This is a genomic window from Vibrio cholerae ATCC 14035 (assembly GCF_000621645.1).
In the GTDB taxonomy this organism is placed as follows: domain Bacteria; phylum Pseudomonadota; class Gammaproteobacteria; order Enterobacterales; family Vibrionaceae; genus Vibrio; species Vibrio cholerae.
In genome coordinates this window covers 40,506-64,291 of record NZ_JHXR01000009.1, presented here as the reverse complement: position 1 = coordinate 64,291, position 23,786 = coordinate 40,506, and the positions used below count along the sequence as shown (strand labels likewise).

The following is a 23,786-nucleotide window of genomic DNA, read 5'->3' as shown; positions in this document are numbered from 1 at the left end:
GAATCCTGCGCCGTTAAAGATCGCCAAATTTCTAAAGAGGATTAAATGGCTAAAGAAGACGTAATTGAGATGCAAGGCACTGTCCTTGATACTCTTCCTAACACAATGTTCCGTGTAGAGCTTGAAAATGGTCACGTAGTGACAGCTCACATCTCTGGAAAAATGCGCAAAAACTACATCCGCATTCTGACTGGTGACAAAGTCACTGTAGAGATGACTCCTTACGATTTGTCTAAAGGTCGCATCGTCTTCCGTGCTCGTTAATCTCTGATTTCCGAACGCAACAAAAAGCGGAGCTTATGCTCCGCTTTTTGTTTTGCTACAGCACTTATCAATCAATGCGTTCGCAAAATATCGACGGCGTTCAACCAAGAATCCATATACCCTTCCTACTTAAAGCGGTCGCGGTGTTGGCTGCCACTTCAAGTGATTTGGGTATAACAAAGAATCAAGCTCAACTATAGCGCCGCTGCTCTTTATCACTGTAGCAACCTGCTGTATTCATGCTGTACTCCGGACACAAAAAAGGCGCGATAACGCGCCTTTTTAAGATAAGAGTTAATTCTCTTACTCGATATCAATCACATCAAATTCGACTTCTGGATTGACGTCAGCATCGTAATCAATGCCTTCAATGCCAAAGCCAAACAGCTTGATGAACTCTTCTTTGTACATGTCGTAATCGGTCAGCTCACGCAGGTTCTCTGTGGTAATTTGTGGCCATAGATCACGGCAGTGCTGCTGAATGTCATCACGCAGTTCCCAGTCATCCAAACGCAGACGATTGTGATCATCCACTTCCGGCGCTGAACCATCTTCTTTGTACAGACGTTGACTGAACATGCGGTAAATCTGCTCCATACAGCCTTCATGCACGCCCTGTTCACGCATCTTCTTGAACACCATCGCGATGTAGAGCGGCATCACAGGAATCGCAGAGCTTGCTTGAGTCACCACTGATTTCAAAACTGCAACGTTCGCGGTACCGCCTTTCGCTGCCAGCTTTTCGTTCAGCGCTGTCGCTGCGCGATCTAGGTCCATCTTGGCACGGCCTAGAGCGCCATCCCAGTAGATTGGCCAAGTCAATTCAGTACCGATGTAGCTGTACGCCACGGTTTTGCAACCTTCAGCAAGAACACCCGCCTCTTCCAGCGCTTGGATCCACAGTTCCCAATCTTGGCCGCCCATCACGGTGACAGTGTCAGCGATTTCTTGCTCGGTCGCAGGTTCAACACTGGCTTCGATGATCACATCTTTATTGGTATCTACCGCGGTAGAGGTGTACGTTTCACCGATCGGTTTCAGTGCAGAGCGCACTAGCTCACCCGTGTCTGGCATCTTACGTACTGGAGAAGCCAATGAGTAAACCACCAAATCAATCTGGCCGAGGTCTTGCTTAATCAGCTCAATCGCTTTTTGCTTCGCTTCGTTCGAGAACGCATCGCCGTTCAGGCTTTTTGCGTACAAGCCCGCTTCATGCGCTAGCTTGTCAAACGCTGCTGCATTGTAGAAACCCGCAGTACCTGGTTTTTTGTCAGTGCCCGGCTTTTCGAAAAATACGCCGATTGTCGCCGCACCACCGCCAAACGCCGCAGCGATGCGTGATGACAGACCATAGCCGCTAGACGATCCGACAACCAACACGCGCTTAGGTGCGTTTTTGATCGGACCTTGTGCTTTTGTGTAGGCAATTTGTTCTTTTACGTTCGCTTCACAACCCACTGGGTGCGTTGTTGTACAGATAAATCCACGAATTTTAGGTTTGATGATCATATTCAACTTCCTTAAAAAATCGTCGCTAGGATAAAAGGTTCAGACACAAACCGCATCTAATTTCTCTCAATTTCGCCGAAAATGGCCAGTGGTTGGAGCACTCATTGGGGGATTTTTCCCGTTATGCTCACAAAAAACTCAATCAATAAAAATAAAGAGGGCTTCTGATGAGAAGCCCTCGATACTCTATTTTATTTGTTACGCCACACTGTTTAACTTAGGTTTGGTGGTCTGATGGGTATGGATTTGCGAGAAATCATGGCTGAAATGATCGACCTGAATCGCACGGCTACGCAGTTTTTCTGCCGCCAGAATCGAGGCCACTTCATCTGCGCTCAACACATCCGCTTGCTCTGCTTGTGCCAAGCGATCAACCAGTAGTCCTTTGCGCGCCACTTTACCCTCTTTCACCCCTTGTTGCAGTTTACGCTCTAAGCCTTTAACGCTATACATGGCCAAAAACGCTTTTTCCATCAAGCCTACGCTGTCATCTTCACCTTTACCTATGTAGCACAGCGCGGTTAAACGATCACGATGCGCTCCAGGGGTCATCAGACTTTCTGCGAGTTTGACCGCTAACTCATCACTCGGTGGTGCAAAGTGGTTGCCTAGCGGGAACAGCAGCCCTTTCAAGATGGCTCCGACCCCAGTCACAGGGTAGTTACGATACGCTTGGTTAAGCGATTTCGCCGCGTGATGTAAACAGTACTGCATCGCATAGTGTACGTAGTCTAAATCCGCTTGATGGCGGCCTTCATCTTCATACTTTTTCAGTACCGCCGAGCCCATGTACAGATAGCTCAGTGCATCGCCTAAGCGTGCTGAAATCATCTCTTTACGTTTGAGCTCGCCACCCAAGGTGAGCATTGCCACATCCGCACTCACCGCTAAAGCGCGGCTCAGGCGAGTCATCTGCTTATAGTAGTCTTGTGTGGGGCCACTCATGTTCGCTTTAATAAAGCGTGAACCCGTCAGTGCGGCAAACAGAGCACCAAAGCTGTTTTTGGTCGCGTGGGCAATGTGCTTGAACAGCAGTTCATCAAACGCTTTTGCCCCTTCTTGTTGATCTGGGTTGGCCGCCGCTTCCATCTCTTTGAGAACATAAGGATGGCAACGAGTCGCACCTTGACCGAAGATCATCAGGTTACGCGTCAAAATGTTCGCCCCTTCAACCGTGATTGCCACGGGTACGCCGAGATAGTGCGTCGCCAGATAGTTCATTGGTCCATCTTGGATAGCACGACCAGAATGGATATCCATCGCATCATTCAAAATGGTGCGCGCGATTTCCGTCATGTGGTATTTGGCAATCGCCGTGACAATCCCTGGTTTCTCTTTGAGATCCAAAGAGGTGGTGGTCAAAGTACGGGTCGCTTCCAGCAAGTAGGTTAAACCGCCGATACGTCCCATGGCTTCCGCCACACCTTCAAATTTACCAATCGACATCCCAAACTGCTTACGCACATAACCATATGCGCCTGTGGTACGAGCGGTGAGGTGGCCAATCGCGGTACCCAATGCAGGTAGGGAGATCCCACGTCCTGCCGAGAGACACTCCACCAACATGCGCCAGCCTTTACCTGCGTAATCCGCCCCACCAATCAGCCAATCCATTGGGATAAACACATCTTGGCCACGGGTTGGGCCGTTCATAAAGGCCAAACCTAGTGGGTCGTGGCGTTCGCCAATCTCTACGCCTTCATGGGAGGCAGGGATTAGCGCACAAGTAATACCAATCTCTTCTTTATCGCCAAGCAGATGCTCTGGATCACTCAGTTTGAAAGCAAGACCCAGCACAGTCGCCACTGGTGCCAGCGTGATGTAACGCTTGTTCCAGCTTAAACGGATGCCCAGCACGTCTTTGCCTTCATGCTTGCCGTAGCAGACCACGCCTTGGTCAGGAATGCTGCCCGCATCCGAACCCGCTTCCGGCCCTGTCAATGCAAAGCAAGGAATATCGGTGCCATCGGCCAAACGTGGCAGCCAGTAATCTTTCTGCTCTTGGGTACCGTAGTGTGACAACAGCTCACCAGGGCCCAATGAGTTCGGTACCATGACTGTTACTGCGGTGCTGATGCTGCGCGTAGCAATGCGTGACACTATGGTCGAGTTCGCCAGAGCCGAGAACTCACGGCCACCATACTCTTTGGAAATAATCAGCGAGAAGAAACGCTCTTTACGTAGGTAGTCCCACACCTCTTTGGGGAGATCGCGATCTTGTTTGACTATCTTGTAGTCATCCAACATAGCGAGCAGAGTTTCCAACTCGTTGTCGATGAAAGATTGCTCCTCCGCTGACAAGGTCGGTTTCGGATAATGGTGCAGCTTGGTGAAATCAGGCTTACCAGAGAACAGTTCGCCATCCCACCATACACTGCCCGCTTCCATCGCTTCTTTCTCGGTTTGTGACAGAGGAGGAAGCACTTTCTTAAACATTTTGAAAGCGGGATCGCTGATCCATTTTCTGCGTAGAGAGCTCATATTCAGATCCTTTTGTTCACTGGTTACACTGTTATTTTTGTTATGAATCGGTTAGTTATTTCGCCGCCACACCGGCCGCGAGGTATGGAATCAGTTGATCGACCACAGACTTAGGATCAACTTTGCTTCCAAAATCATTTTCTGCAATCTCTGCCAACGCTTGACTCGACGCCATGGTAAAGACGCAGGTACCTAAGGTGAAATGCAACCGCCAAAACAAGGTTTCGCGAGTCAAGTTGGGGTTCGCCTTAAGCACGGAATCGGTAAATAGGGTTAGCACATCATTATAGCGATTGGTAATAAACCAACGGAGATGGCCCTGCACATCGGTATAACCCCGGCCAATCAGCAGCATAAAACGGCTGGTGCCATTGGGGCGCAATTCGCTTAACGAACGCAAGGGAGCACGTAGCGCTTCAAAAACTTCAGCCATATCGTAATCGTCCCGCTCGTTAAGCCGCTCAAGCGACTGTTTCATCTCCGGCATGAAAGCTTCGAGATAACGATTGAGTACCGCTCGAACTAAGGTTTTTTTGTCACCAAAATGGTAGTTGACCGACGCAAGGTTCACCCCCGCTTTACTGGTGATCGTGCGCAAAGAGGTATCATTGAAGCCGTATTCCGCAAACAGCCCTTCTGCTACATCCAATATTTTTTCCTTAGTACTACTGCGTAATGCCATTTCAATCACTCGTATCAAACAACTGTTTGAAATATACTCTCGCCACATTTGATTAACAAGCGATTAACATCACATTTTCTCGCCATGGTCTGACCAGATGCAGCTAAGTGCTTGCAGCACGATGAAAAGTCTTCCACAAAAAAATTTAAAAATAATTTGCGAACTTTTGGAACTCTTTGCCAAACGCCCAGTCTGAATAGACGTGATTGACAGAGCTTTGAGAGTTTTACTGGCCGTCAAATTTGGTTCTCGACCCGCTGTCACCAATTACGCTGCTTTTTCCTTTTTATTAACTCCTATACTTGTGTACGCCCAAAGCCAGATTGTTTTGGGCGTTTTTTTATCTGGTTTATTTTGTTCAAGTCGGTTCATTGGCGATTTTTCAGTCAAAAATTCAGGACTTAGAGCACGGCGATAAGTGGTTAGGCCGCCAGTCATAAGGGTGGTCACTCGGAGAGAGTTTGATCCAAACCCTAGTCGTTGCGATCGAACTGCGTATAATGTGCGACCCCATTCAGAGCTCGATTTTCTTATGCTGATCACTCAATCACCTATCACTGAACACCGTTTTGCAGGGCAAACCTTTTACCTCAAACGGGATGACAAACTTCATCCACATTTCAGTGGTAACAAAGCCCGCAAATTGATGGCGTTGCTTGAAGGGGATTTTCCCGGCATCACCACCTTAATCAGCTACGGTTCGGCACAAGCTAACTCGCTCTACTCTTTTGCAGCCCTTGCTAAACTGCGCGGTTGGCGCTTGGAGTTTTACGTTGACCATATTCCCGCGTGGCTGAAAAGTTATCCAATCGGTAACTACCGTGGTGCGCTGGAATTGGGAGCGACCATTATTGAAACGCGCTCACTAGGGGCTAAGCATCCACGAGAATTTATTCAGCAACAACGCATGCCCAATACCGATTGCTTGGTGATTGAGGAAGGTGCGCGCAGCCCATTTGCAGAGCCGGGAATCAAACAACTAGCGTTAGAAATGCTCGAATGGCTCCGCCACCAAACCCAGCCAGATTGGGTGGTCGCCCTGCCTTCCGGCACCGGAACCACGGCGCTCTACTTACACAAATATTTGCAACCACACGGTGTTGAAGTCATTACCTGCCCTTGTGTGGGTGACGAATCCTACTTACGTGAGCAGTTTTTAATGCTCGGTGAAACCTCTCACCCGACGGTTCTGACCTCTACGACTAAGCACTATTTCGGTCATCTTTATCCGGAGGATTATCAGATATGGCAAGCGTTACTGGCACAAACTCATATTGAATTTGATCTGTTATACGACCCGCTGATGTGGCGTTTATTGTCAGCTTGGCGTACCGAGAACCCAGACCGAAACTTGCTTTATCTACACCAAGGCGGTTTACTGGGAAATGAAAGTATGTTGCCGCGTTATCAGCGGCAGTTTAGCGAATATACCCTTGCTACTTGAAGCTGCAGGTAGTTTGGGTATAACCAGAGGATGGAGAGTTTTCAATGCGTACTTTGATTGGGGTAGTCGTGACATTAAGTTACAGTGTCGCGTTGCATGCTGCACCGACGCCAGCGAAACTACCGATCGTGATCGGCGATGATATTGCTAAACGGGTCTGCTATTACCAAGATCAGGCTTATTCAGAAGGCGCCGTGATCTTAGTCGGTGAAGTGTATCTCTCTTGTCAGCGCGCCAATGATTTTGAAACCAATGGCCCGCTGAAATGGTTACCTCTGAACGTGCAGAGCAATCAAACACCCAAACCTAAGCTAGTCCACCCATAAGGGTATATTTGACTTCAAGGTACTCTTCAAGGCCGTGTTTCGCCCCTTCTCTACCAAGACCCGACTCTTTGATGCCACCAAAAGGCGCTAACGTAGTGGAAATCAACCCTTCGTTGATGCCGACAATCCCCGCTTCAAGTGCTTCACTCATATGCCATGCCCGGCGCAAAGATTGGGTATAACAATAAGCGGCCAAACCCGAATCGGTCGCATTGGCTCGCTCGATCACTTCTTGCTCAGAGCTAAAACGAAACAGTGCGGCCAAGGGGCCGAAGGTTTCTTCGTCAGCAACGCGCATTTCGTCGGTCACTTCGGTTAACACGTGTGGCTGGAATAAACGGCTGCCCGCTTCAGGCAACGCACCAAACATCACTTTCGCTCCTTTGCTTTGGGCATCCACTATATGTGATGTGACTTTAGCAACCGCGGCATCATTAATCAGCGGACCGATGTTTACACCGGCATCCAAACCATAACCGACGTTGAGTCTGCTGACCCGATCCACCAACTTGGCAGCAAATTGATCATATACCGCGTCATGCACATAAATCCGGTTAGCGCACACGCAAGTTTGTCCAGCATTACGAAATTTCGCCACCATCACACCATCAATCGCGGCATTAATGTCCGCATCTTCGAACACAATAAACGGCGCATTTCCTCCCAGCTCAAGCGAGAGTTTTTTCACGTTATTGGCCGATTGTGCCATCAAAAGCTTGCCAACCCCGGTTGAGCCAGTAAATGAGAGTTTGCGTACCGTTTTGCTTTCCGTCAGTACACGCCCGATTTCAATCGCATCGCCCGTCACCACTTGCAATAAACCATCAGGGATTCCCGCTTGCTGCGCAAGATCGGCCAAAGCTAAAGCCGTGAACGGCGTATCCGGCGCTGGTTTTAAAACCACAGCGCAACCAGCTGCAAAGGCAGGGGCACATTTACGGGTAATCATGGCGGCGGGGAAATTCCAAGGCGTAATCGCGGCAACAACGCCAACAGGCTGACGTGAAACCATAATTCGCGCATCAGGTTTATGGGATGGGATCAGCTCGCCATATGCACGTTTGGCCTCTTCGGCATACCATTCAACAAAACTGGCGGCGTAGTGAATTTCTCCTCTGGCTTCTGCCAGCGGTTTACCTTGTTCAATAGTTAATAACTTCGCCAATGATTCATGATGCTGTTCAATAAGCTCATACCAACGGCGCAAAATTTTTGCTTTATTTTCAGCGGGTTGCTGGCACCATAAAATTTGCGCCGCTTGCGCACCGGCAATCGCTTCTTGCACCTGAGCCGCACTCAATAAAGGAACAGAGCCAATGAGGGAGCCATCAAACGGATTGGTTACCGTTTGCCTTGCCTGTGGCTCACCTAAAATCCACTGCCCATTAATAAAGGCGCTTTGGTGAAAAAATGGAAAATCGGTCGGTAACATGGCAAGACTCCTCATCAGTGATCCGTTAGCCTCTAAGGCTTTAGTTCTATACTCAAATGACTTGGAGAGGATACACCGTAGCTCAACACAAACACACGAATGATTTCATCCATCATGATTTGCTGCTGTTTGGCATCAGGCAGCTCCACCGCGGCCAGCAACTGCGGCCATAAAAACTGACCATGAAAGAGATTCATCAAGGTTGTCGCCATGGGAGCCACTTCTTTCTCAATCAGTTTTCCATCCTTAATGGCAGCTTGCAGCCACGCAGTCAGCGCCGTATCTTGAGTCCCCATCAACGCGAGATATTGCTGCGTTAAGGCTGGATCGCGCACAAATTCCCCCACAATCATCCGCAGCACATCAAGGCCAATCGTTCGATACAGTAGGTCAATTTTTGCCGCAAAGTAGTCGTGCAACTGATCCGCAAGAGAACGGGTAGATTGATACTCAAAACCAACCTTGTGCGGCTGTGCCACCAGAAGATTGATCACTTCAATAAAGAGCAACTCTTTACTGGTAAAGTGGCGATACAAGGTGCGTTTTGAGGTACCTGCGCGTTCGCAAACGCGATCCATATTCGCTGCATGGAATCCAAACTGGGTAAACTCTTCTTTTGCTGCTTCAATCAGCGCCAACCGTTTTTGCTCACTGAGTTTCATACCACGATTTCCTCAATTTCATCGGTTATCAATATCATCCGCTATCACTATAAGTCCGACGCACAAAAAAGTACACCAACGAGTTTACTTTGTGCTAAAAATAAAGGTATTATCGCCTCAAAATGGCATTCAGGGATCAGAAACCATTAGGGGAAATCTGCCATCAATCAAACAGATTCATTGCTCCCCAAGTATCTGGATACGATAACACTGCTGAGCACTCTGAATGATATTACGAACACTACTGACACTCACCGTTTTCTGTTTTCCATTCACCACTTGGGCCAGTGAGTTTTCACTGCCGATTTGGAAAGAAAAAGCCGAAGCTCTCGGTTATGAATTACCCAAACCGATTGGCTTTAATCTCAGTTACATGACGATGGAACAAGGGATCAACGTCGATTCAATCGCTATCCAAGGCCTGGGTAAATTGCCACTGCAATTACAAGCGGATCCAGGTAGACAATATACCGAAGTGTTGACTCTGCGCGCCGACGTGTGGCTATTCCCCTTTCTTAATCTGTATGGCTTAGTCGGCAAGCTAGACGGTTACTCCACGACAGATGTGAATATGAAGTTTTTAGGGGCACAACACACCATCAACAATTTTCGTCTCGACCTTGATGGTTACACCACAGGGGTCGGTGGTGTACTGGTTGGCGGTTATCAGAACTGGTTTGCCTTGGTCGATGCTAGCCTAACCGAAAGCCGTCTCACGGTCATCGATGGCAGTATTGAAGCCATAGTGATTTCTCCGCGAATCGGTTACGACTTCCATCGTCATGGCCATCCATTGCGACTTTGGGTGGGAGCTATGTATCAAGATGTCGAACAAACTTTACAAGGTTCCCTATCGGATCTTGGCCTTCCGGGCTCACTCACCGCTTTACTCCCTAAAGATGCGGGTTTTGAAGTGAAACAACATTTGCAAACGTCATGGAATCCACTGGTTGGGATGCAGTATCAACTCAATGACAGCTGGTATTTGCTCGGCGAGTTCGGTTTTGGCGATCGCCAAAGTCTATTTTTCTCTCTCGATAGACGTTTTTAATCAGTCATCTGCGATGAAAACAAATACTCTGATTTTTCTAATCACCTTAGGTTTTTCACTGTTAGCCGAAGCATCAGATAATGTATTGGATAAAGTGCTCGAAAAACTGGGGGCAAGTGAAACGGTCGATGTGAGTAAAACCATTGATTGGGGGATACTCCCTGGACCATTTGTTAATCCTGAGCAAGGCCTAGGCATTGGCATCGCGGCAGTGGGGCTCTATGCGCCACCAACGTGGCAAGAGGGGCATCCATTTTCAACCGTGACCATCACCTCCTACACGTCAACTTCAGGTTCTTACGGTTTAGGCCTAGTAAATCGTACTTATCTCAATAACGATCAATGGAGAATGCTCATCGATGGTTGGATTAGCCATGCGCCGAGTGACTATTGGGGTATTGGTGCCAAGGCTGCGGAACAGGAATCCAATAAAACACACTATGACGCGAAAAGGTTACAGTTTAACCCATCGCTGGCTTATGAGCTGTTTCCAAGCACTTACCTTAAAGTTGGCTGGCAATGGCAGAGTTATCGTGCGATTGCAGTGAAAAAAAAGGGGGATGCGGCTGCGGAGCTTAAGCCTGGGGTAAGTAGTGGAAGCTTAATTGGGCTTGAATATGACAGCCGAGACTTTGAACCCAACCCGCAGTCAGGAAGCTATATCAATCTTGAATGGAGTGATTATCGAGACCGCTATGGTAGCGATTTTGACTATCAACAATGGGTGTTTAACTTACGCCATTATCAGCGATTAACGCCTCAAACTATCTTTGCGATGGAATGGTTTAATCAATCTTTCACTGGTGAAGTACCTTGGTTCGACCACGCAATGCTCGGCGATGATCAAAGAATGCGAGGCTATTACCAAGGCCAATATCGTGACAAACACTTCGCTACCGCACAATTTGAAATTCGTCATAGCTTTAACGCAAGACACGGCATGGTGGCGTGGTTAGGTAGTGGCAGCACAGCTTCACAATTTGCTGACTTAGCGGAGAGTGAATGGCTGCCAACTCTTGGTATCGGTTACCGCTTTGCCTTTAAAGCAAGAATCAATGTGCGCATTGATTTAGGTGTAGGTAAGCAAAACAACGGATTTTATTTTCAGATAAACGAAGCATTTTGAGGAAAAAGAGATGAGATTCATCACTACTCTACTGTGTTTTCTATTAGCCATACTTCAACCTGTACAAGCCATACCCACTCCACCTATAGGGCTTCGTCCATGTTGTGCCTTTGGTTACAATCTCCACGCACAAGTCGCCGGTATTCCTGTTCCCTTTTTCTCTGTGGATAACGTTATCGATGTTGATGCGCTTGGGGGCCATCACTACAACCAAGGAGATCAATCTTTATCAACCAGCTTATTAGGCTTAAGCGAGGAACATAATGGCCTGATTTTTACCAAACGAGCTGGATTTATTGATACTGCACACGTCAGAGACACCGCAGATTTCACCTATTACTTGTTTAAATTAAACTTGGCCCAGCTAGGTCATGAAGCTCAGATCACCTTACCCACTGAGTTACGTTCACGCCAAATACATTGGAAAAACCAATCTGTCTCTCTAGACCCCAAAGAAAGGGTAATACGCAGTGCTCAAGCCGCGGCTTTCATCGCATTTCAACTGGCCCAGTGGCATGAAATTGCTCAGTGGTTTGGCCTAACCTATGTCAGTGGGTTTCATGAGCAGGCCTCCGCTTTTTCACCCGAAGACCTTTATTCCAATATGCTCGGGGCAAACTTGGCGCGTGACGTATTGCTGGCTAATCCAGACGCCAACAAACAGGAGTTTGAAAAAATTTTTGCTCATCTTCTTGAAGATGAACTTCGGAAATTAAAAGCACAACCTAGCAGTGTGACTCAACAAAAAATCCAGCAACTCGAAGGTATTTGGTGGGACAGCCAACGCCGTCTACCAGATAAATGGCTATTACTCAAAAGAGACTATCATTTGGCTTATGCACTGTTACCCAATGAACCCACGGCTGATCACGTTCTATCATTGGAGGAGAGTTTCCATAACGACGAGCGAATTGAAGATTGGGTCGAATTAAGGTTAATTTCTGATCAGCAGGATAGTTATTTCAATCCTTTATTAAAAACTGTAGATATGCCGGATATCTGGACAGCGAAACAGTTCCATCTCTTCGCACTGTTTGCTAAATGCCAAGATACCAATGCTCATCCTTTAAAGATCTCGCCCTCCGTTGAACCTAATGGCAGAGCGACAACATCGCTCTGCCAAACAAAATAGTCACACTTACCAACACTAAGAAGTGGGCTGTGTAGGTGGGATAAAGGCTTTTTGATCCACCAGATGCAAATGCACATCTTGTTGTGGGAAAGGAATAGAAATACCTTCCCGGTCAAAGCGCAGCTTAACTTCTTTAGTGACATCCCAATACACATCCCAGTAATCGTCGGTTTTCACCCAAGGACGCACGATAAAGTCAATCGATGAGGTGTTAAGCGTATGCACTTTGATATTCGGCTCAGGTGTTTTTAGCACTGCGGGATGCGACTTTACGATATCGGTCAGTACTGCTTCTGCTTTAAGCAAATCATCGCTATACCCAATGCCAAACACCATATCGACTCGTCGGATCCGTTCATGGGTAACGTTTTTGATCACATCCCCCCAAATTTTGCTATTGGGCACAATAATGATCTGGTTATCGAACGTACGAATCGTGGTATTGACCAAACTCATGTGGCTCACTTTGCCATCCACACCTCCCGCATGCACAAAATCCCCCACATCAAATGGTCGGTAAATCAGTAACATCATGCCTGCTGCGAAGTTAGACAAAGTATCTTGCAACGCGAAACCAATGATCACCCCTGCAATACCAAAACCGGTTAATACTGGCGCGAGATTGAGACCAATCTGCGATAAGCCGACCAAAATCCCGATAACCCACACTACTTTGCCGGACATAGAAACAAAGAAATCCTGCATCAAATGAGAGATACGGATGTTTTTCGAGTTCACAGCAGAACGTACTACAGTGCGAGTCACTTTCGCTCCGCCCTTCGCCGCCAGTAGAATCAATAAAAAGATAAAGAGTTGGAATAGGTGTTGAACCGCATTACTTGCCAGCCAGTTGACCAGCGAATTTGACCAGTGACGAACAATTGAAAATACCACCTGAGTGTTCAACAAATCCTGAGTAATACTGCCCGTCACTTGGAAAATCTGTCGCTTATAGTCGGCGGTTTCTATCTCAAATTGATCGGCAATCCCCACCACTGAACGTAGGCTTTTGGTGACAATATCCAGCCGCTGCTGAGTAAAAAGGAGCGCCAATTGTAAGTTGGCCTTTTCAGACTCTGGGCTTGATTTGATCTGGTTATTGATCACACTGATTTGTTGCTTTAGATACTCTAATGAAGCCGACAGTAGACGTAAGCGTTGATTGATTCGCTCTCTTAATGTCTTCTCAACGTCACGGGTATCGATATCCAAACTACTGAGCCAACCAATATTTTCTGCGCTGGAATGGTAAGTCACGTCCAGATATTGCTGTAACTCCCGATAGGTAGTGATATAAGAGAGTTTCTCTTCATGGGATGCCTTGCCGAGACTGTCATCCAACGAATTCAACCGTTCGGAAATGTAGTGATTCGCCTCTTCGGTATACCGTTGTTGGATATTCACCAGCTCGACGAGCTTTTCTTTGGCAATTGTTTTTTCTTCCACCGCTTTGGAAAGGCTCTTTCTTAACTCGGCATTTTTTTGAAACAGCTGAAGTTGCAAAGCATCACGTACATCGCCTGTTGCTTGCTTTAGCGTCACCGACAACTCACTGATATATTGCTTTATCTGATCAATCTCATTTTCAAGCTCAGAGGGCGACTCTGCCGTAGTCGTTATCTCAGTAGTAGTCTCGATTTGGGTATTCTCTTGCGACGTGTCACTCGCGAAAGCACTGGTTGCCATCAGAAGCAATAATGCTACCCAGCTCCAACGTGGTTTCATCGCGTATCTACACTTTTTGGTTATCATTGTTAAACCTAACCTCATCAAATTTTGCTAGCGGTAATCTAGCTGAAAATTAAAAACTTTTCTTTAGTCATGCGAATAAATCGCTACAATAAGGCTGCGATAAATCCCAAATGTTACAAGCTCTCAACCTTTAACATCGGCTTGTTATCAATCCTCGTGGAATGATTCCAACCCACTAACGATAAATAAAACCAATGACTATGGACAAACTAAAGAATCATTTGATTGGTTGTGACGAGTGTGGGCTAATAACCAACGTACCACTTTTAAGCCAAGCACAAACTGCGCAGTGTCCTCGTTGCGGGCATACGCTCACCCAAACACCTCAAAAACCGTACCAAACCGCTGTCGCATTAACCATCAGTTGCCTGATTTTATTGGTGCTCAGCCTGACGTTTCCTTTTATGTCATTTAGCGTGCAAGGAATGACCCAAGAAATTACGCTGTTAAATGCAGCCAAAATGCTCGGTGAATTTCAAAACGTTTTATTAGCCATTTTACTCTTTACCACCGTTATCCTTTTTCCGGCGCTCTACATCACCATACTTCTTTTTGTCTCTTTTAAAGCCGCGCAAAGCACACAACGACAACTTTCTTCATCCGAGATCCAGCGCGCGAAGCTATTGTGCAAAACATTACTCACAGTTCAGCCGTGGTTAATGGTCGATGTCTTTTTAATTGGCGTATTAGTCAGTCTCATAAAAATAGCCTCACTAGCCGAGGTAGCGATGGGTTACTCCTTCTGGGCATTTTGCTTTTTTGCCATGTTGGTTGTGAAAACCGTTTCGCTAGTCGATCGCTATTGGTTGTGGCAACACTTTATTCCCGCCCAAACTCCCCAAGGAGTCAACGCTGGGCAAACTCATTGCACACACAACTCGGTCAGTTGCCACACCTGTCAACAGATTAACTTGCTCAGGCCAGATCAAAAAAAGCCCACTTGTTTACGCTGTGGTAGTCGTTTACACGCTTATCATCCACAGTTGAATTTGCAGTGGGCTTGGGCACTGTTACTGGCTGCCATCATTTTTTACATTCCAGCGAATCTTTATCCAATGATGTATACCGTGAGCCTCGGAAAATCAGAAGGCTCAAGCATTATGCAAGGGGTGATCCTTCTGTGGCACCTCGGCTCTTATCCGGTGGCGATGGTGATTTTCTTAGCCAGTATTTTTATCCCTATGGCCAAAATGTTTGCACTCGGTTGGCTCTACTGGCAGGCCGGAAAACTCAATGTATTTCCAGAGCAGCAGAATCTAAAACGTCTCAAAGTGTATCGCGTAACCGAATTCATTGGCCGCTGGTCAATGATTGATATCTTCGTCGTGGCTATTTTGGTGTCTTTAGTACAGTTGCATAATCTGATGGCGATTTATCCCGGCCCGGCAGCGCTCTCTTTTGCTGCAGTAGTATTATTGACTATGCTCTCAGCCATGGTTTTTGATTCGCGAATCTTGTGGCATGAGCCGCCAGAATCCCCACCAACAAAAATAAAATGAGAAAACTGTCTATGAGTGATGAACCTCAAGTTAATGCTGAAATAACTGCGCAAAAGCAGCTCTCTGCAATTTGGATCATTCCTATTCTGGCTCTTGCGATGGGGTTATGGATGTTATTTCAGTACGTCAATAGCACGGGTCCCAAGATAACGCTCATCTTACCGACAGCTGATGGGCTCGAAGTAGGGAAAACCCAAATTAAAGCCCTTAATGTCAATGTTGGGGTAATAACTGAGATAAAACTCAGCGAAGATTACGATCACATTGTGGCAACGGCGCAAATGAGCAAAGATGCCGATCGCATGTTGCGCGAAGATACGCTCTTTTGGGTAGTAAAACCTCGCATTGGCCGAGAAGGCATTTCTGGTCTCGATACCTTACTTTCTGGCGCTTATATTCAGCTCCAACCGGGAACCGCTTCGAGTGCTCAAGACCATTTTAAGGTCATGGACTTACCACCGATTGCACCGCCTGATGCTAAAGGGTTGCGTTTAGTGCTCACGAATAAAGAAGCCGGAAAACTCAACGTGGGCGATCCAGTCATGTATGAAGGATTCACCGTCGGCCGAGTGGAGAGTGCCCAGTTTGATGTGGAAAGCAAAAAGGCTCAGTACCAACTCTTTATCTTTGCCCCTTACGATAAATTGGTGAATACACGCTCCTTCTTCTGGCTCAATTCCGGGATCAACCTTCAACTGAATGCCGAAGGGCTTGAGTTCAGCTTAGGGTCGATAGAAAGCCTACTCAAAGGCGGAGTCACTTTTGGCCAGTTACAAGAAGAGGATTCTGGCCAGCCGATTACTCAGCAGCTGACCGAGTTTCGCTTGTTTGATGATGTAAAACAGATCCGTGAAGGCATGTTTGATGACTACATCGAGTTTGTGATGATGTTTGATGAATCGGTACGCGGGCTCAAACCTTCCGCTCCGGTCGAATATCGTGGTCTACGTATCGGTACGGTCAGCAAAGTACCTCTGCGTACTCGTACCTCAAACATTGATATCAGTACTAATCGTATCCCCGTCCTAGTGCGAATTGAGCTAGGTCGTTTGTACGATAATTTTAATAAAGCCGATCTCCCCGCATTGAAGTCACGTATGCAACAGGAGTTTTTCAAAGGGCTCAAAGCCTCGTTAAAAACCGGCAACTTAGTGACTGGCGCTTTGTACATTGATACCGATTATTACCCAGAAGAAAAAATAGATGGCTTGAAACACTTCGATGGGTATCCCCTATTCCCCACCAAACAAGGTGGATTTGCTGAAGTGCAAAAACAAGTTACCGAATTGCTGAGAAAACTCAACGGGTTGCCTATGGATGATACTTTGGCATCACTCAACAGCACGTTAAAAACCTCAGAAGCGCTGTTGGCTTCGGCAGAACGCATTCTCAAAAAACAAGAGACACAAAATCTGCCAGCGGATATTCAAGCAAGCCTAAAGCAACTGGAAACGACCCTAGGTGGTTTTGGTCCTGAGTCGACGGTGTATCGTGAGCTTGAAACCACGTTAAGAGAACTCAACCAAGTGATGGCCGAATTTAAACCTGTGCTGCGCACCATTAATGAAAAACCTAATGCCTTGATTTTTGGTGAAAGTAATACAGCAGATCCGATTCCCGCGAAAGGAAAGCAAGAATGAAACCCTGGTTATTGATGATGTTAACCACACTGTTGGTCGGCTGCGGAGGAACGCCACAGCCCAAAGTCAGTTTTTATTTACTGCCAAACAACCCAGAACTTAGCGAGCATATCCAGCCCAAAACATTGCCTTTGCTGGTGGTTCAACCCGTGGAATTGGCGGCTTATCTAGATACGCAAGGGATTGTTTATCGTCAGTCGGAAACGCAAGTGATCCAAGCCAGACAAAACCAGTGGGCACAGCGGCTTAGCCCACAACTGACACAACGTATCACCAATGATCTGCGCCGTAAGCAATCTCGCTACTGGCCTGCACCTTTGAATGCTTCATCCATCCAGCAAGAGCACTGGAAACTACAGGTAAGATTGCAGCGATTTAATGGTGTCTACACGGGCAATGCCGAAGTGGCTGGCAATTGGGAACTGCTCAACCCAAAAGGAGAAAGCATGTTAAACCAAGAGTTTAGTTTTCAGGTGCCGCTCAAAGATACGGGTTACCCCGCTCTGGTTGAAGCACTCTCTGCGGGTGTAGATCAACTTTCAACTCAGATCGAAACCCAATTGGTAACTCGCTGAGCAGACACTCAGATTATCGATAGAATAAAAAGCCCAACACAAATGTACACCCGAAAGTTTACTTTTTATCATTACTCAAGGTATGATGCGCGACAAGTTAACCACATGGTGGTCAAGGTGCCTGCCGATTTGAAGTTGCAGGTATAAAACGTCAAAGGCATGGGGATTCGTACAGACTCCCCTTTCCCAATTGTGAAATTGAGGAGCAACACACTATGAATCCTTCTTTTACTCGTTCAATGGCTGCAAAGCGCTCCTTGCTTAGCGCGGTGATCGCCTCGGCTTTATTGTTGGCTGGCTGCGGTGAAGCGCCACAAATCAGCGCCCCCGCTCCTGTGGTCAAACCCGCATTAACCGAGATTGTCGCAAGTCAACGCGCTTCCGATCTCACGTTTAATGGCGTAGTGCGCGCCGCCCAGCGCGCTGATCTTGCTTTTCGCATCAGTGGCCGCTTAACGGATATCGCGGTAAAAGAAGGCGACCAAGTGAAAAAAGGCCAATTACTGGCGAGCCTCGACTCACGAGATGCCAAAACGGCGCTGGAAGCTGCGCAACTTGAGCTAAAAAATACCGAACAAGAGTACCGCCGCGCCAAAGCCATTTTTGAGAAAACCCAAGCCATTTCTAAAGCCGAGCTGGATAAAGTCACCAATCGCTACGACCTTGCCAAAAACCGCGTTGAAGAGGCCAAACGCAAACTGGAGTACACCCAAATCACCGCCCCGTTTGATGGCGTCATCAGTGAAAAAACCATCGAGAATTTTGCTCAAGTGCAAGCCAATCAAGTGATCATGATTTTGCAAGATCTGAATGATTTGGAAGTGGCGATTGAGATCCCGCATCGTGTCATGCTCTCAGGTGTGCGCAATACCCGCGCGATCGCCGAGTTAAGCGCGATTCCCAATCAGCAATTTGATTTAAAGCTGCGTACCTACTCCACTCAGCCAAGTTCGGATTCACAAACCTACTCTGTAGTGCTTGGTTTTGAAGATTTGAAAGGCTTTCGCGTGATGCCCGGCATGTCAGCTAAAGTGATCCCGGTTGCCGACAAACCAGCCGATGAAAACACGCTCATCACCCTACCACTGACCGCCCTAGTGCCAGATAACCAAGGCAAACAATTTGTGTGGGTAGTCAATGCGCAAAACCAAGCGGAAAAACGTTACGTCGACATCGGAACTACCTACAAAGATCGAGTGGTGATCACTCAGCATCTCAAACCGGGTGAGCAGGTTATTATCGCCGGTGTTTCGAGCGTACGCGAAGGCATGACCGTTCGTCCCTACACGGATAACAACGGAGCCCAATAATGGATATTGCACGTTATACCCTTGCCAAACGCACCAGCGTTTGGGTGCTGATAGCCCTAACCTTGATTGGCGGCTACATCAGCTACCTCAAATTGGGTCGTTTTGAAGACCCTGAGTTTGTGATTCGCCAAGCGGTGATTGTGACGCCTTATCCGGGTGCCACCGCGCAAGAAGTTTCCGATGAAGTGACCGATGTCATCGAAGGTGCGGTGCAAGCGCTGCAAGAGCTAAAAGAAGTCAAATCGGTTTCGATGCAAGGCCGCTCTGAAGTGACGGTAGAAATCAAACTCGAATTTGCCAAATCCTCCGCGCAGTTGCAGCAGGTATGGGACAAATTACGCCGTAAAGTCGCGGATGCGCAGCGCCAACTGCCTCCCGGTGCCGGCGCTTCAATCGTTAACGATGACTTCTCTGACGTGTACGCGCTGTTTTATGCGGTAACTGGGGAAGGCTTTAGCGACAAACAGCTCCAAGACTACGTCGATACGCTACGCCGTGAACTGGTTCTGGTGCCGGGTGTGGCCAAAGCCGCTACGCTGGCCGAGCAGCAAGAAGCAATCTTTATCGAGATGTCCAGCGAACGCATGGCGGAATTTGGCCTTTCGGTTGAACGCGTATTGCAAGTGCTACAAAAGCAGAGCCTAGTCACCGTTGCAGGCAGCGTCGATGCTCAGCAGATGCGCATTCCGGTGATCCCTAAATCCAACATCAGCTCCTTGGCTGACCTGACTAATTTGCAAGTGGCGGTCGGTAGCAACAATGCGGTGGTACGCCTAGGTGATATTGCCAACATCAGCCGTGGCTACACCGAGCCAGCATCGATGCTGATGCGCTATAACGGTCAGCGTGCAATTGGCTTTGGTATCTCGAATGTCACCGGCGGTAACGTGGTCGAGATGGGCGATGCCGTCAAAGCACGCTTGGCTGAACTTGAAAGCCAGCGTCCACTGGGCATGGATCTGCATGTGATTTCGATGCAGTCTGACTCGGTGCGCGCTTCGGTGGCCAATTTTATCGATAACCTGATTGCCGCTGTCGCCATCGTGTTTGTCGTGCTCTTGCTGTTTATGGGCGTACGCTCAGGTGTCATCATCGGTTTTGTTCTATTGCTTACCGTTGCCGGTACCTTATGTGTGATGCTGATTGATGACATCGCCATGCAGCGGATTTCGCTCGGCGCGCTCATCATCGCCCTCGGCATGTTGGTGGATAACGCGATTGTGGTTACCGATGGCGTACTCGTGCGGTTTCAGCAAGAGCCGAACGCCGATAAACAGCAAGTGGTCTCTGAGGTGGTCAATGCCACAAAATGGCCACTGCTGGGCGGTACGGTGGTGGGCATTTTTGCCTTCAGCGCAATTGGCCTCTCCCCTTCCGATATGGGCGAATATGCTGGCTCACTGTTTTGGGTGATCCTCTACTCGATGTTTTTGAGTTGGGTGTTTGCGGTGACCGTCACCCCCATGCTGTGCCATGACTTTCTACGCGTTAAAGCTCCCACCAAAGAGGCGAAACCGTCTAAATTGGTGACGGGTTATAAAGCCGTACTGCAATGGGTGTTAAGCCACCGCGTGGTCAGCTGTGCGATGCTGCTCGGCACCTTAGTAGCTGCGGTGTGGGGCGCTCAGTTTATTCCGCCGGGCTTTATGCCAGAGTCGCAACGACCACAATTTGTGGTGGATGTGTACTTGCCACAAGGCTCGGATATTCGCCGCACCGAACAGGTTGTCGCCAGCATTGAGAAAGACGTGACGCAAAAAGACGGTATTACCAATATCACCAGTTTCATCGGCGGTGGTGGCCTGCGTTTTATGCTGACCTACTCACCCGAGGCGCGTAACCCAAGTTACGGCCAACTGCTGATTGATATTGATGACTACACCAAAATTGCCCCATTAGTAGGCGAGTTGCAAAATGAGCTGGATGCCAAATACCCTGATGCCTCAATCAAGGTGTGGAAGTTTATGCTCGGTCGCGGCGGCGGCAAGAAAATTGAAGCCGGTTTCAAAGGCCCAGACAGCCACGTGCTACGCCAATTGGCCGAACAAGCCAAAGCAATTATGCATAACGACCCGAACTTGATTGCGGTGCAAGATGACTGGCGTCAACAAGTGCCGGTATTGCAACCCGTGTATTCCGCACAAGAAGCACAGCGCCTTGGCTTAACCACGCAAGAAATCAGCGCCGCGATCGCGCAAACGCTCAATGGCCGTAATGTTGGGGTGTATCGCGAAGGCAATGACTTGATCCCGTTGATGGTTCGCGCACCAGAAAATGAACGCCACCACGAACGTGCGATTGAAAACAGTGAAGTGTTCAGCGCGCAAGCTGGCCGTTACATTCCGGTGAGCCAACTGGTGGATTCGGTCGATACTGTCTATCAAGATGCCTTACTGCGCCGTATTAACCGCATGCCGACCATCTTGGTACAAGCTGACCCAGCGCCGGGTGTGATGACGGCCGATGCGTTCAATAATGTGCGCGAAAAAATCGAGCAGATTGAGCTACCAGCTGGCTATGAGCTGATTTGGTACGGTGAATACAAAGCCTCGAAAGACGCCAATGAAGGTTTGGCGCTCTCCGCTCCTTATGGCTTTGCGGCGATGATTCTCGCGGTGGTGTTTATGTTTAACGCGCTGCGTCAGCCACTCGTGATCTGGATGACCGCACCCTTTGCCGTTGTGGGTGTCACCATTGGCCTTATCGCCTTTCAAACTCCGTTCGAGTTTATGGCGATCCTCGGCTTTTTAAGCTTGATTGGTATGATGGTGAAAAACGCGATTGTGTTGGTTGACCAAGCGGATGCGGAAATTCGAGCAGGTAAAGAAGCTTACTTCGCGATCATTGATGCGGCGGTGAGCCGTGCACGCCCGGTTCTGCTCGGCGCATTCACCACGATTTTAGGGGTAGCGCCTCTGCTGGTAGACCCATTCTTTAAGAGTATGGCGGTCACCATTATGTTTGGTTTGCTGTTTGCTACCATTCTGACCTTAGTCGTGATCCCGCTCTTCTATGCCGTGCTGTTTAGAGTGAAAGTCGCCAAAGCATAATCAGGCGGTTAATTTCACCCTTCCCAACCAATAAGGCTCCGCAAGGAGCCTTATTATTCTAGAAAACCCAGCACAATTGTCGTGATTTTGCCCACTCCAGCTACTTTGTAAGCAAACGCACTCAATGCGCGAGTTTTTTTCGGATTTCTGCTTGACCATCCACAGTAGAATCATTAAATTAGCGCCTCGTTAGCCAAGCGGTTAACGATTCGGTGAGTTGTCCGAGTGGCTGAAGGAGCACGCCTGGAAAGTGTGTATACGGCAACGTATCGAGAGTTCGAATCTCTCACTCACCGCCACATTCAAGTTTAAAGACGTCCTAGGACGTCTTTTTTCTTATTTGAAATTCATGAAAATCAAATAGTTACTATTTAGTAGTATTCCACAAGATATCATAAAAGCGTTCGCTTTTCGTAATACCTAAAGTAATACCCAGCTACCCACTCTAGTGCTAGTATTACTTTTGAGCACCAGTCCAGGTATTACTTTATGGTCAAACCGCCCACCAAAGCAGGCTGTAACTTAATGTAAATTAAGTAGTTATTAGCCAAAAGTAATACCTATTTTTTGGAGTCCTCATGCTCTAGCCAGGTATTACTTGAGGGATTGAAATGGCAAATAATCTAACCGCAAGGCAAATTCAAACCGCAAAACCTAAGGATAAGCTTTATCGTTTATCTGATGGCGGCAATCTCTACTTTTGCGTACGTCCAAGCAATTCTCGCTCATGGCAATTCCGTTATAAACGACCAGGACAAGATAAGATCACTTATCTTTCGTTTGGAACCTATCCCGATATGTCTTTGGCGGAAGCTCGAGAGAAAGCCCTTGAGGCTCGCAAGCAGTTAGCGGATGGTATTGACCCTCAACTCGCTAAAGAAGAACAAAAAGCAAAAACCATTACTGAACAAAATGCGACGTTCAAGTTTGTCGCTGAGCAATGGAAGGCTACGAAGGAAGGACAAATAAAAGAGAAGACACTGGAAGGGAATTGGCGAAAACTTGAACTTTATGCCTTTCCCAAATTGGGCTCGATACCCGTTAGTAAACTTACTGCGCCGATGGCCATCGCTGCATTACGGCCAATAGAGTCTCAAGGATTACTAGAAACTGTAAAACGCACCGCCCAACTTATGAATGAAATCATGAACTATGCGGTAAATAGCGGTGTCATTCATGCTAACCCATTAGCTGGCATCCGTGATGTGTTTAAAAAACACAAAGTGGTGCACATGAAAGCCCTGCAACCACATGAAATGCATGATCTTATACGCACCGTTGCTACAGCAAATATCCAGCATGTGACACGATTTTTAATTGAATGGCAACTTCACACCATGGTTCGGCCTAACGAAGCCTCTGGTGCTCGTTGGGAAGAAATCGACATGGTTAATAAGCTTTGGATTATCCCTAAAGAGCGAATGAAGATGAACCGCGAGCACGTAGTCCCACTGACAGCACAAACATTGGCTATTCTTGAAGCGATTAAGCCCATCAGTGGTCATAGAGAATTCATTTTCCCATCTAGCCGTAATCCAAAGGTACCCACCGATTCTGAAACCGCTAATAAAGCACTTGGCAGAATGGGATTTAAGGATAGAACGACCGCGCACGGTCTTCGTGCTTTGGCAAGTACCACTCTTAATGAACAGGGCTTTGAACCTGATGTCATTGAAGCCGCATTGGCTCATACTGACAAAAACCAAATACGCAAAGCATACAACCGTACCGACTATTTAGACTCTCGTCGAAAGCTTATGAGCTGGTGGAGTGAGCATATCGAAAAATCTAGCTATGGAAGTTACAGTGTGGCTGGTACTGGATATTTGCACTTACTGAAAGCCTAAAATA

19 protein-coding genes and 1 tRNA gene are annotated in these 23,786 nt (G+C 47.7%); 13 read left to right on the top strand and 7 right to left on the bottom strand.

All coding sequences use genetic code 11. The annotated features are described in order from the left end of the window. The first annotated feature begins 45 nt into the window (after positions 1-45). The gene (gene infA, locus T411_RS0106340) at positions 46-264 is read left to right on the top strand and encodes a translation initiation factor IF-1 (protein ID WP_001040192.1); all 219 of its coding nucleotides are present in this window, start codon (positions 46-48) and stop codon (positions 262-264) included. A 303-nt stretch (positions 265-567) separates the two neighbouring features. On the opposite strand, the gene fabV is transcribed toward infA, so the two are convergent. The 4 genes from fabV to T411_RS1000000121075 all read right to left on the bottom strand — a co-directional run bounded on the left by fabV (position 568) and on the right by T411_RS1000000121075 (position 5,374). Next, positions 568-1,773: an enoyl-ACP reductase FabV gene (gene fabV, locus T411_RS0106335; protein WP_000584512.1), complete on the bottom strand. Its 1,206-nt coding sequence runs from the start codon at positions 1,771-1,773 to the stop codon at positions 568-570. 198 nt (positions 1,774-1,971) lie between these two features. After that, positions 1,972-4,254: an acyl-CoA dehydrogenase gene (locus T411_RS0106330; protein ID WP_000096994.1), complete on the bottom strand. Its 2,283-nt coding sequence runs from the start codon at positions 4,252-4,254 to the stop codon at positions 1,972-1,974. A 55-nt stretch (positions 4,255-4,309) separates the two neighbouring features. Then, positions 4,310-4,936, bottom strand: a complete 627-nt coding sequence (gene psrA / locus T411_RS0106325) for a TetR family transcriptional repressor PsrA (protein ID WP_001208101.1) — start codon at positions 4,934-4,936, stop codon at positions 4,310-4,312. A 267-nt stretch (positions 4,937-5,203) separates the two neighbouring features. Beyond that, positions 5,204-5,374: a hypothetical protein gene (locus tag T411_RS1000000121075; RefSeq protein ID WP_001881528.1), complete on the bottom strand. Its 171-nt coding sequence runs from the start codon at positions 5,372-5,374 to the stop codon at positions 5,204-5,206. A 94-nt stretch (positions 5,375-5,468) separates the two neighbouring features. On the opposite strand from T411_RS1000000121075, the gene T411_RS0106320 reads away from it, so the two are divergent. Continuing rightward, a complete protein-coding gene (locus T411_RS0106320; protein ID WP_000909262.1) occupies positions 5,469-6,380 on the top strand; it encodes a 1-aminocyclopropane-1-carboxylate deaminase/D-cysteine desulfhydrase in 912 nt (303 codons plus the stop codon). A gap of 44 nt (positions 6,381-6,424) precedes the next feature. Further along, complete coding sequence (locus T411_RS0106315) at positions 6,425-6,706, top strand: YnjH family protein (protein ID WP_001259524.1); 282 nt, start codon at positions 6,425-6,427, stop codon at positions 6,704-6,706. On the opposite strand, the gene T411_RS0106310 is transcribed toward T411_RS0106315, so the two are convergent. Beyond that, a complete protein-coding gene (locus tag T411_RS0106310; RefSeq protein WP_000938025.1) occupies positions 6,687-8,138 on the bottom strand; it encodes an NAD-dependent succinate-semialdehyde dehydrogenase in 1,452 nt (483 codons plus the stop codon). The two genes, T411_RS0106315 and T411_RS0106310, sit on opposite strands and share 20 nt — an antisense overlap. Positions 8,139-8,170: 32 nt before the next feature. After that, positions 8,171-8,800 (bottom strand): bile response transcriptional repressor BreR, encoded by a 630-nt coding sequence (gene breR, locus T411_RS0106305; RefSeq protein ID WP_000777169.1) that lies wholly within the window; start codon positions 8,798-8,800, stop codon positions 8,171-8,173. Positions 8,801-9,026: 226 nt separating this feature from the next. Between breR and T411_RS0106300 the strand changes: the two genes are divergently transcribed. From T411_RS0106300 to T411_RS0106290, 3 genes are read left to right on the top strand one after another with little or no spacing between them, the layout of a single operon-like run. After that, positions 9,027-9,851 (top strand): hypothetical protein, encoded by an 825-nt coding sequence (locus T411_RS0106300; protein WP_000603461.1) that lies wholly within the window; start codon positions 9,027-9,029, stop codon positions 9,849-9,851. Between the two features lie 13 nt (positions 9,852-9,864). Beyond that, on the top strand, positions 9,865-10,977 hold the full coding sequence (locus T411_RS0106295; RefSeq protein ID WP_000856384.1) for a BamA/TamA family outer membrane protein: 1,113 nt from the start codon (positions 9,865-9,867) through the stop codon (positions 10,975-10,977). A gap of 10 nt (positions 10,978-10,987) precedes the next feature. Further along, positions 10,988-12,109 carry a DUF4056 domain-containing protein gene (locus T411_RS0106290; RefSeq protein WP_001211065.1) on the top strand — a complete coding sequence of 374 codons (1,122 nt, stop codon included), beginning with the start codon at positions 10,988-10,990 and terminating at the stop codon, positions 12,107-12,109. A gap of 15 nt (positions 12,110-12,124) precedes the next feature. On the opposite strand, the gene T411_RS0106285 is transcribed toward T411_RS0106290, so the two are convergent. After that, positions 12,125-13,804, bottom strand: coding sequence for a mechanosensitive ion channel family protein (locus T411_RS0106285; protein WP_001894242.1), 1,680 nt, complete (start codon positions 13,802-13,804; stop codon positions 12,125-12,127). Positions 13,805-14,061: 257 nt separating this feature from the next. Here T411_RS0106285 and T411_RS0106280 point away from each other — a divergent pair, with 257 nt between their 5' ends. The 7 genes from T411_RS0106280 to T411_RS0106250 all read left to right on the top strand — a co-directional run bounded on the left by T411_RS0106280 (position 14,062) and on the right by T411_RS0106250 (position 23,782). Beyond that, positions 14,062-15,360: a paraquat-inducible protein A gene (locus tag T411_RS0106280; protein ID WP_000359394.1), complete on the top strand. Its 1,299-nt coding sequence runs from the start codon at positions 14,062-14,064 to the stop codon at positions 15,358-15,360. Between the two features lie 11 nt (positions 15,361-15,371). Further along, on the top strand, positions 15,372-17,000 hold the full coding sequence (pqiB, locus tag T411_RS0106275) for an intermembrane transport protein PqiB (protein WP_001278820.1): 1,629 nt from the start codon (positions 15,372-15,374) through the stop codon (positions 16,998-17,000). Beyond that, positions 16,997-17,575, top strand: a complete 579-nt coding sequence (locus T411_RS0106270; protein ID WP_000805968.1) for a PqiC family protein — start codon at positions 16,997-16,999, stop codon at positions 17,573-17,575. Before pqiB ends, T411_RS0106270 begins: the two co-directional genes overlap by 4 nt. 215 nt (positions 17,576-17,790) lie before the next feature. After that, positions 17,791-18,885 carry a multidrug efflux RND transporter periplasmic adaptor subunit VexC gene (gene vexC, locus T411_RS0106265; RefSeq protein WP_001069849.1) on the top strand — a complete coding sequence of 365 codons (1,095 nt, stop codon included), beginning with the start codon at positions 17,791-17,793 and terminating at the stop codon, positions 18,883-18,885. Beyond that, complete coding sequence (gene vexD / locus T411_RS0106260) at positions 18,885-21,935, top strand: efflux RND transporter permease subunit VexD (RefSeq protein ID WP_000350250.1); 3,051 nt, start codon at positions 18,885-18,887, stop codon at positions 21,933-21,935. The genes vexC and vexD overlap by 1 nt, the downstream gene beginning before the upstream one ends. A 211-nt stretch (positions 21,936-22,146) precedes the next feature. Beyond that, positions 22,147-22,234, top strand: a tRNA-Ser gene (locus tag T411_RS0106255). A gap of 312 nt (positions 22,235-22,546) precedes the next feature. Next, positions 22,547-23,782 carry a tyrosine-type recombinase/integrase gene (locus tag T411_RS0106250; RefSeq protein ID WP_000002768.1) on the top strand — a complete coding sequence of 412 codons (1,236 nt, stop codon included), beginning with the start codon at positions 22,547-22,549 and terminating at the stop codon, positions 23,780-23,782. Positions 23,783-23,786 lie beyond the last annotated feature (4 nt).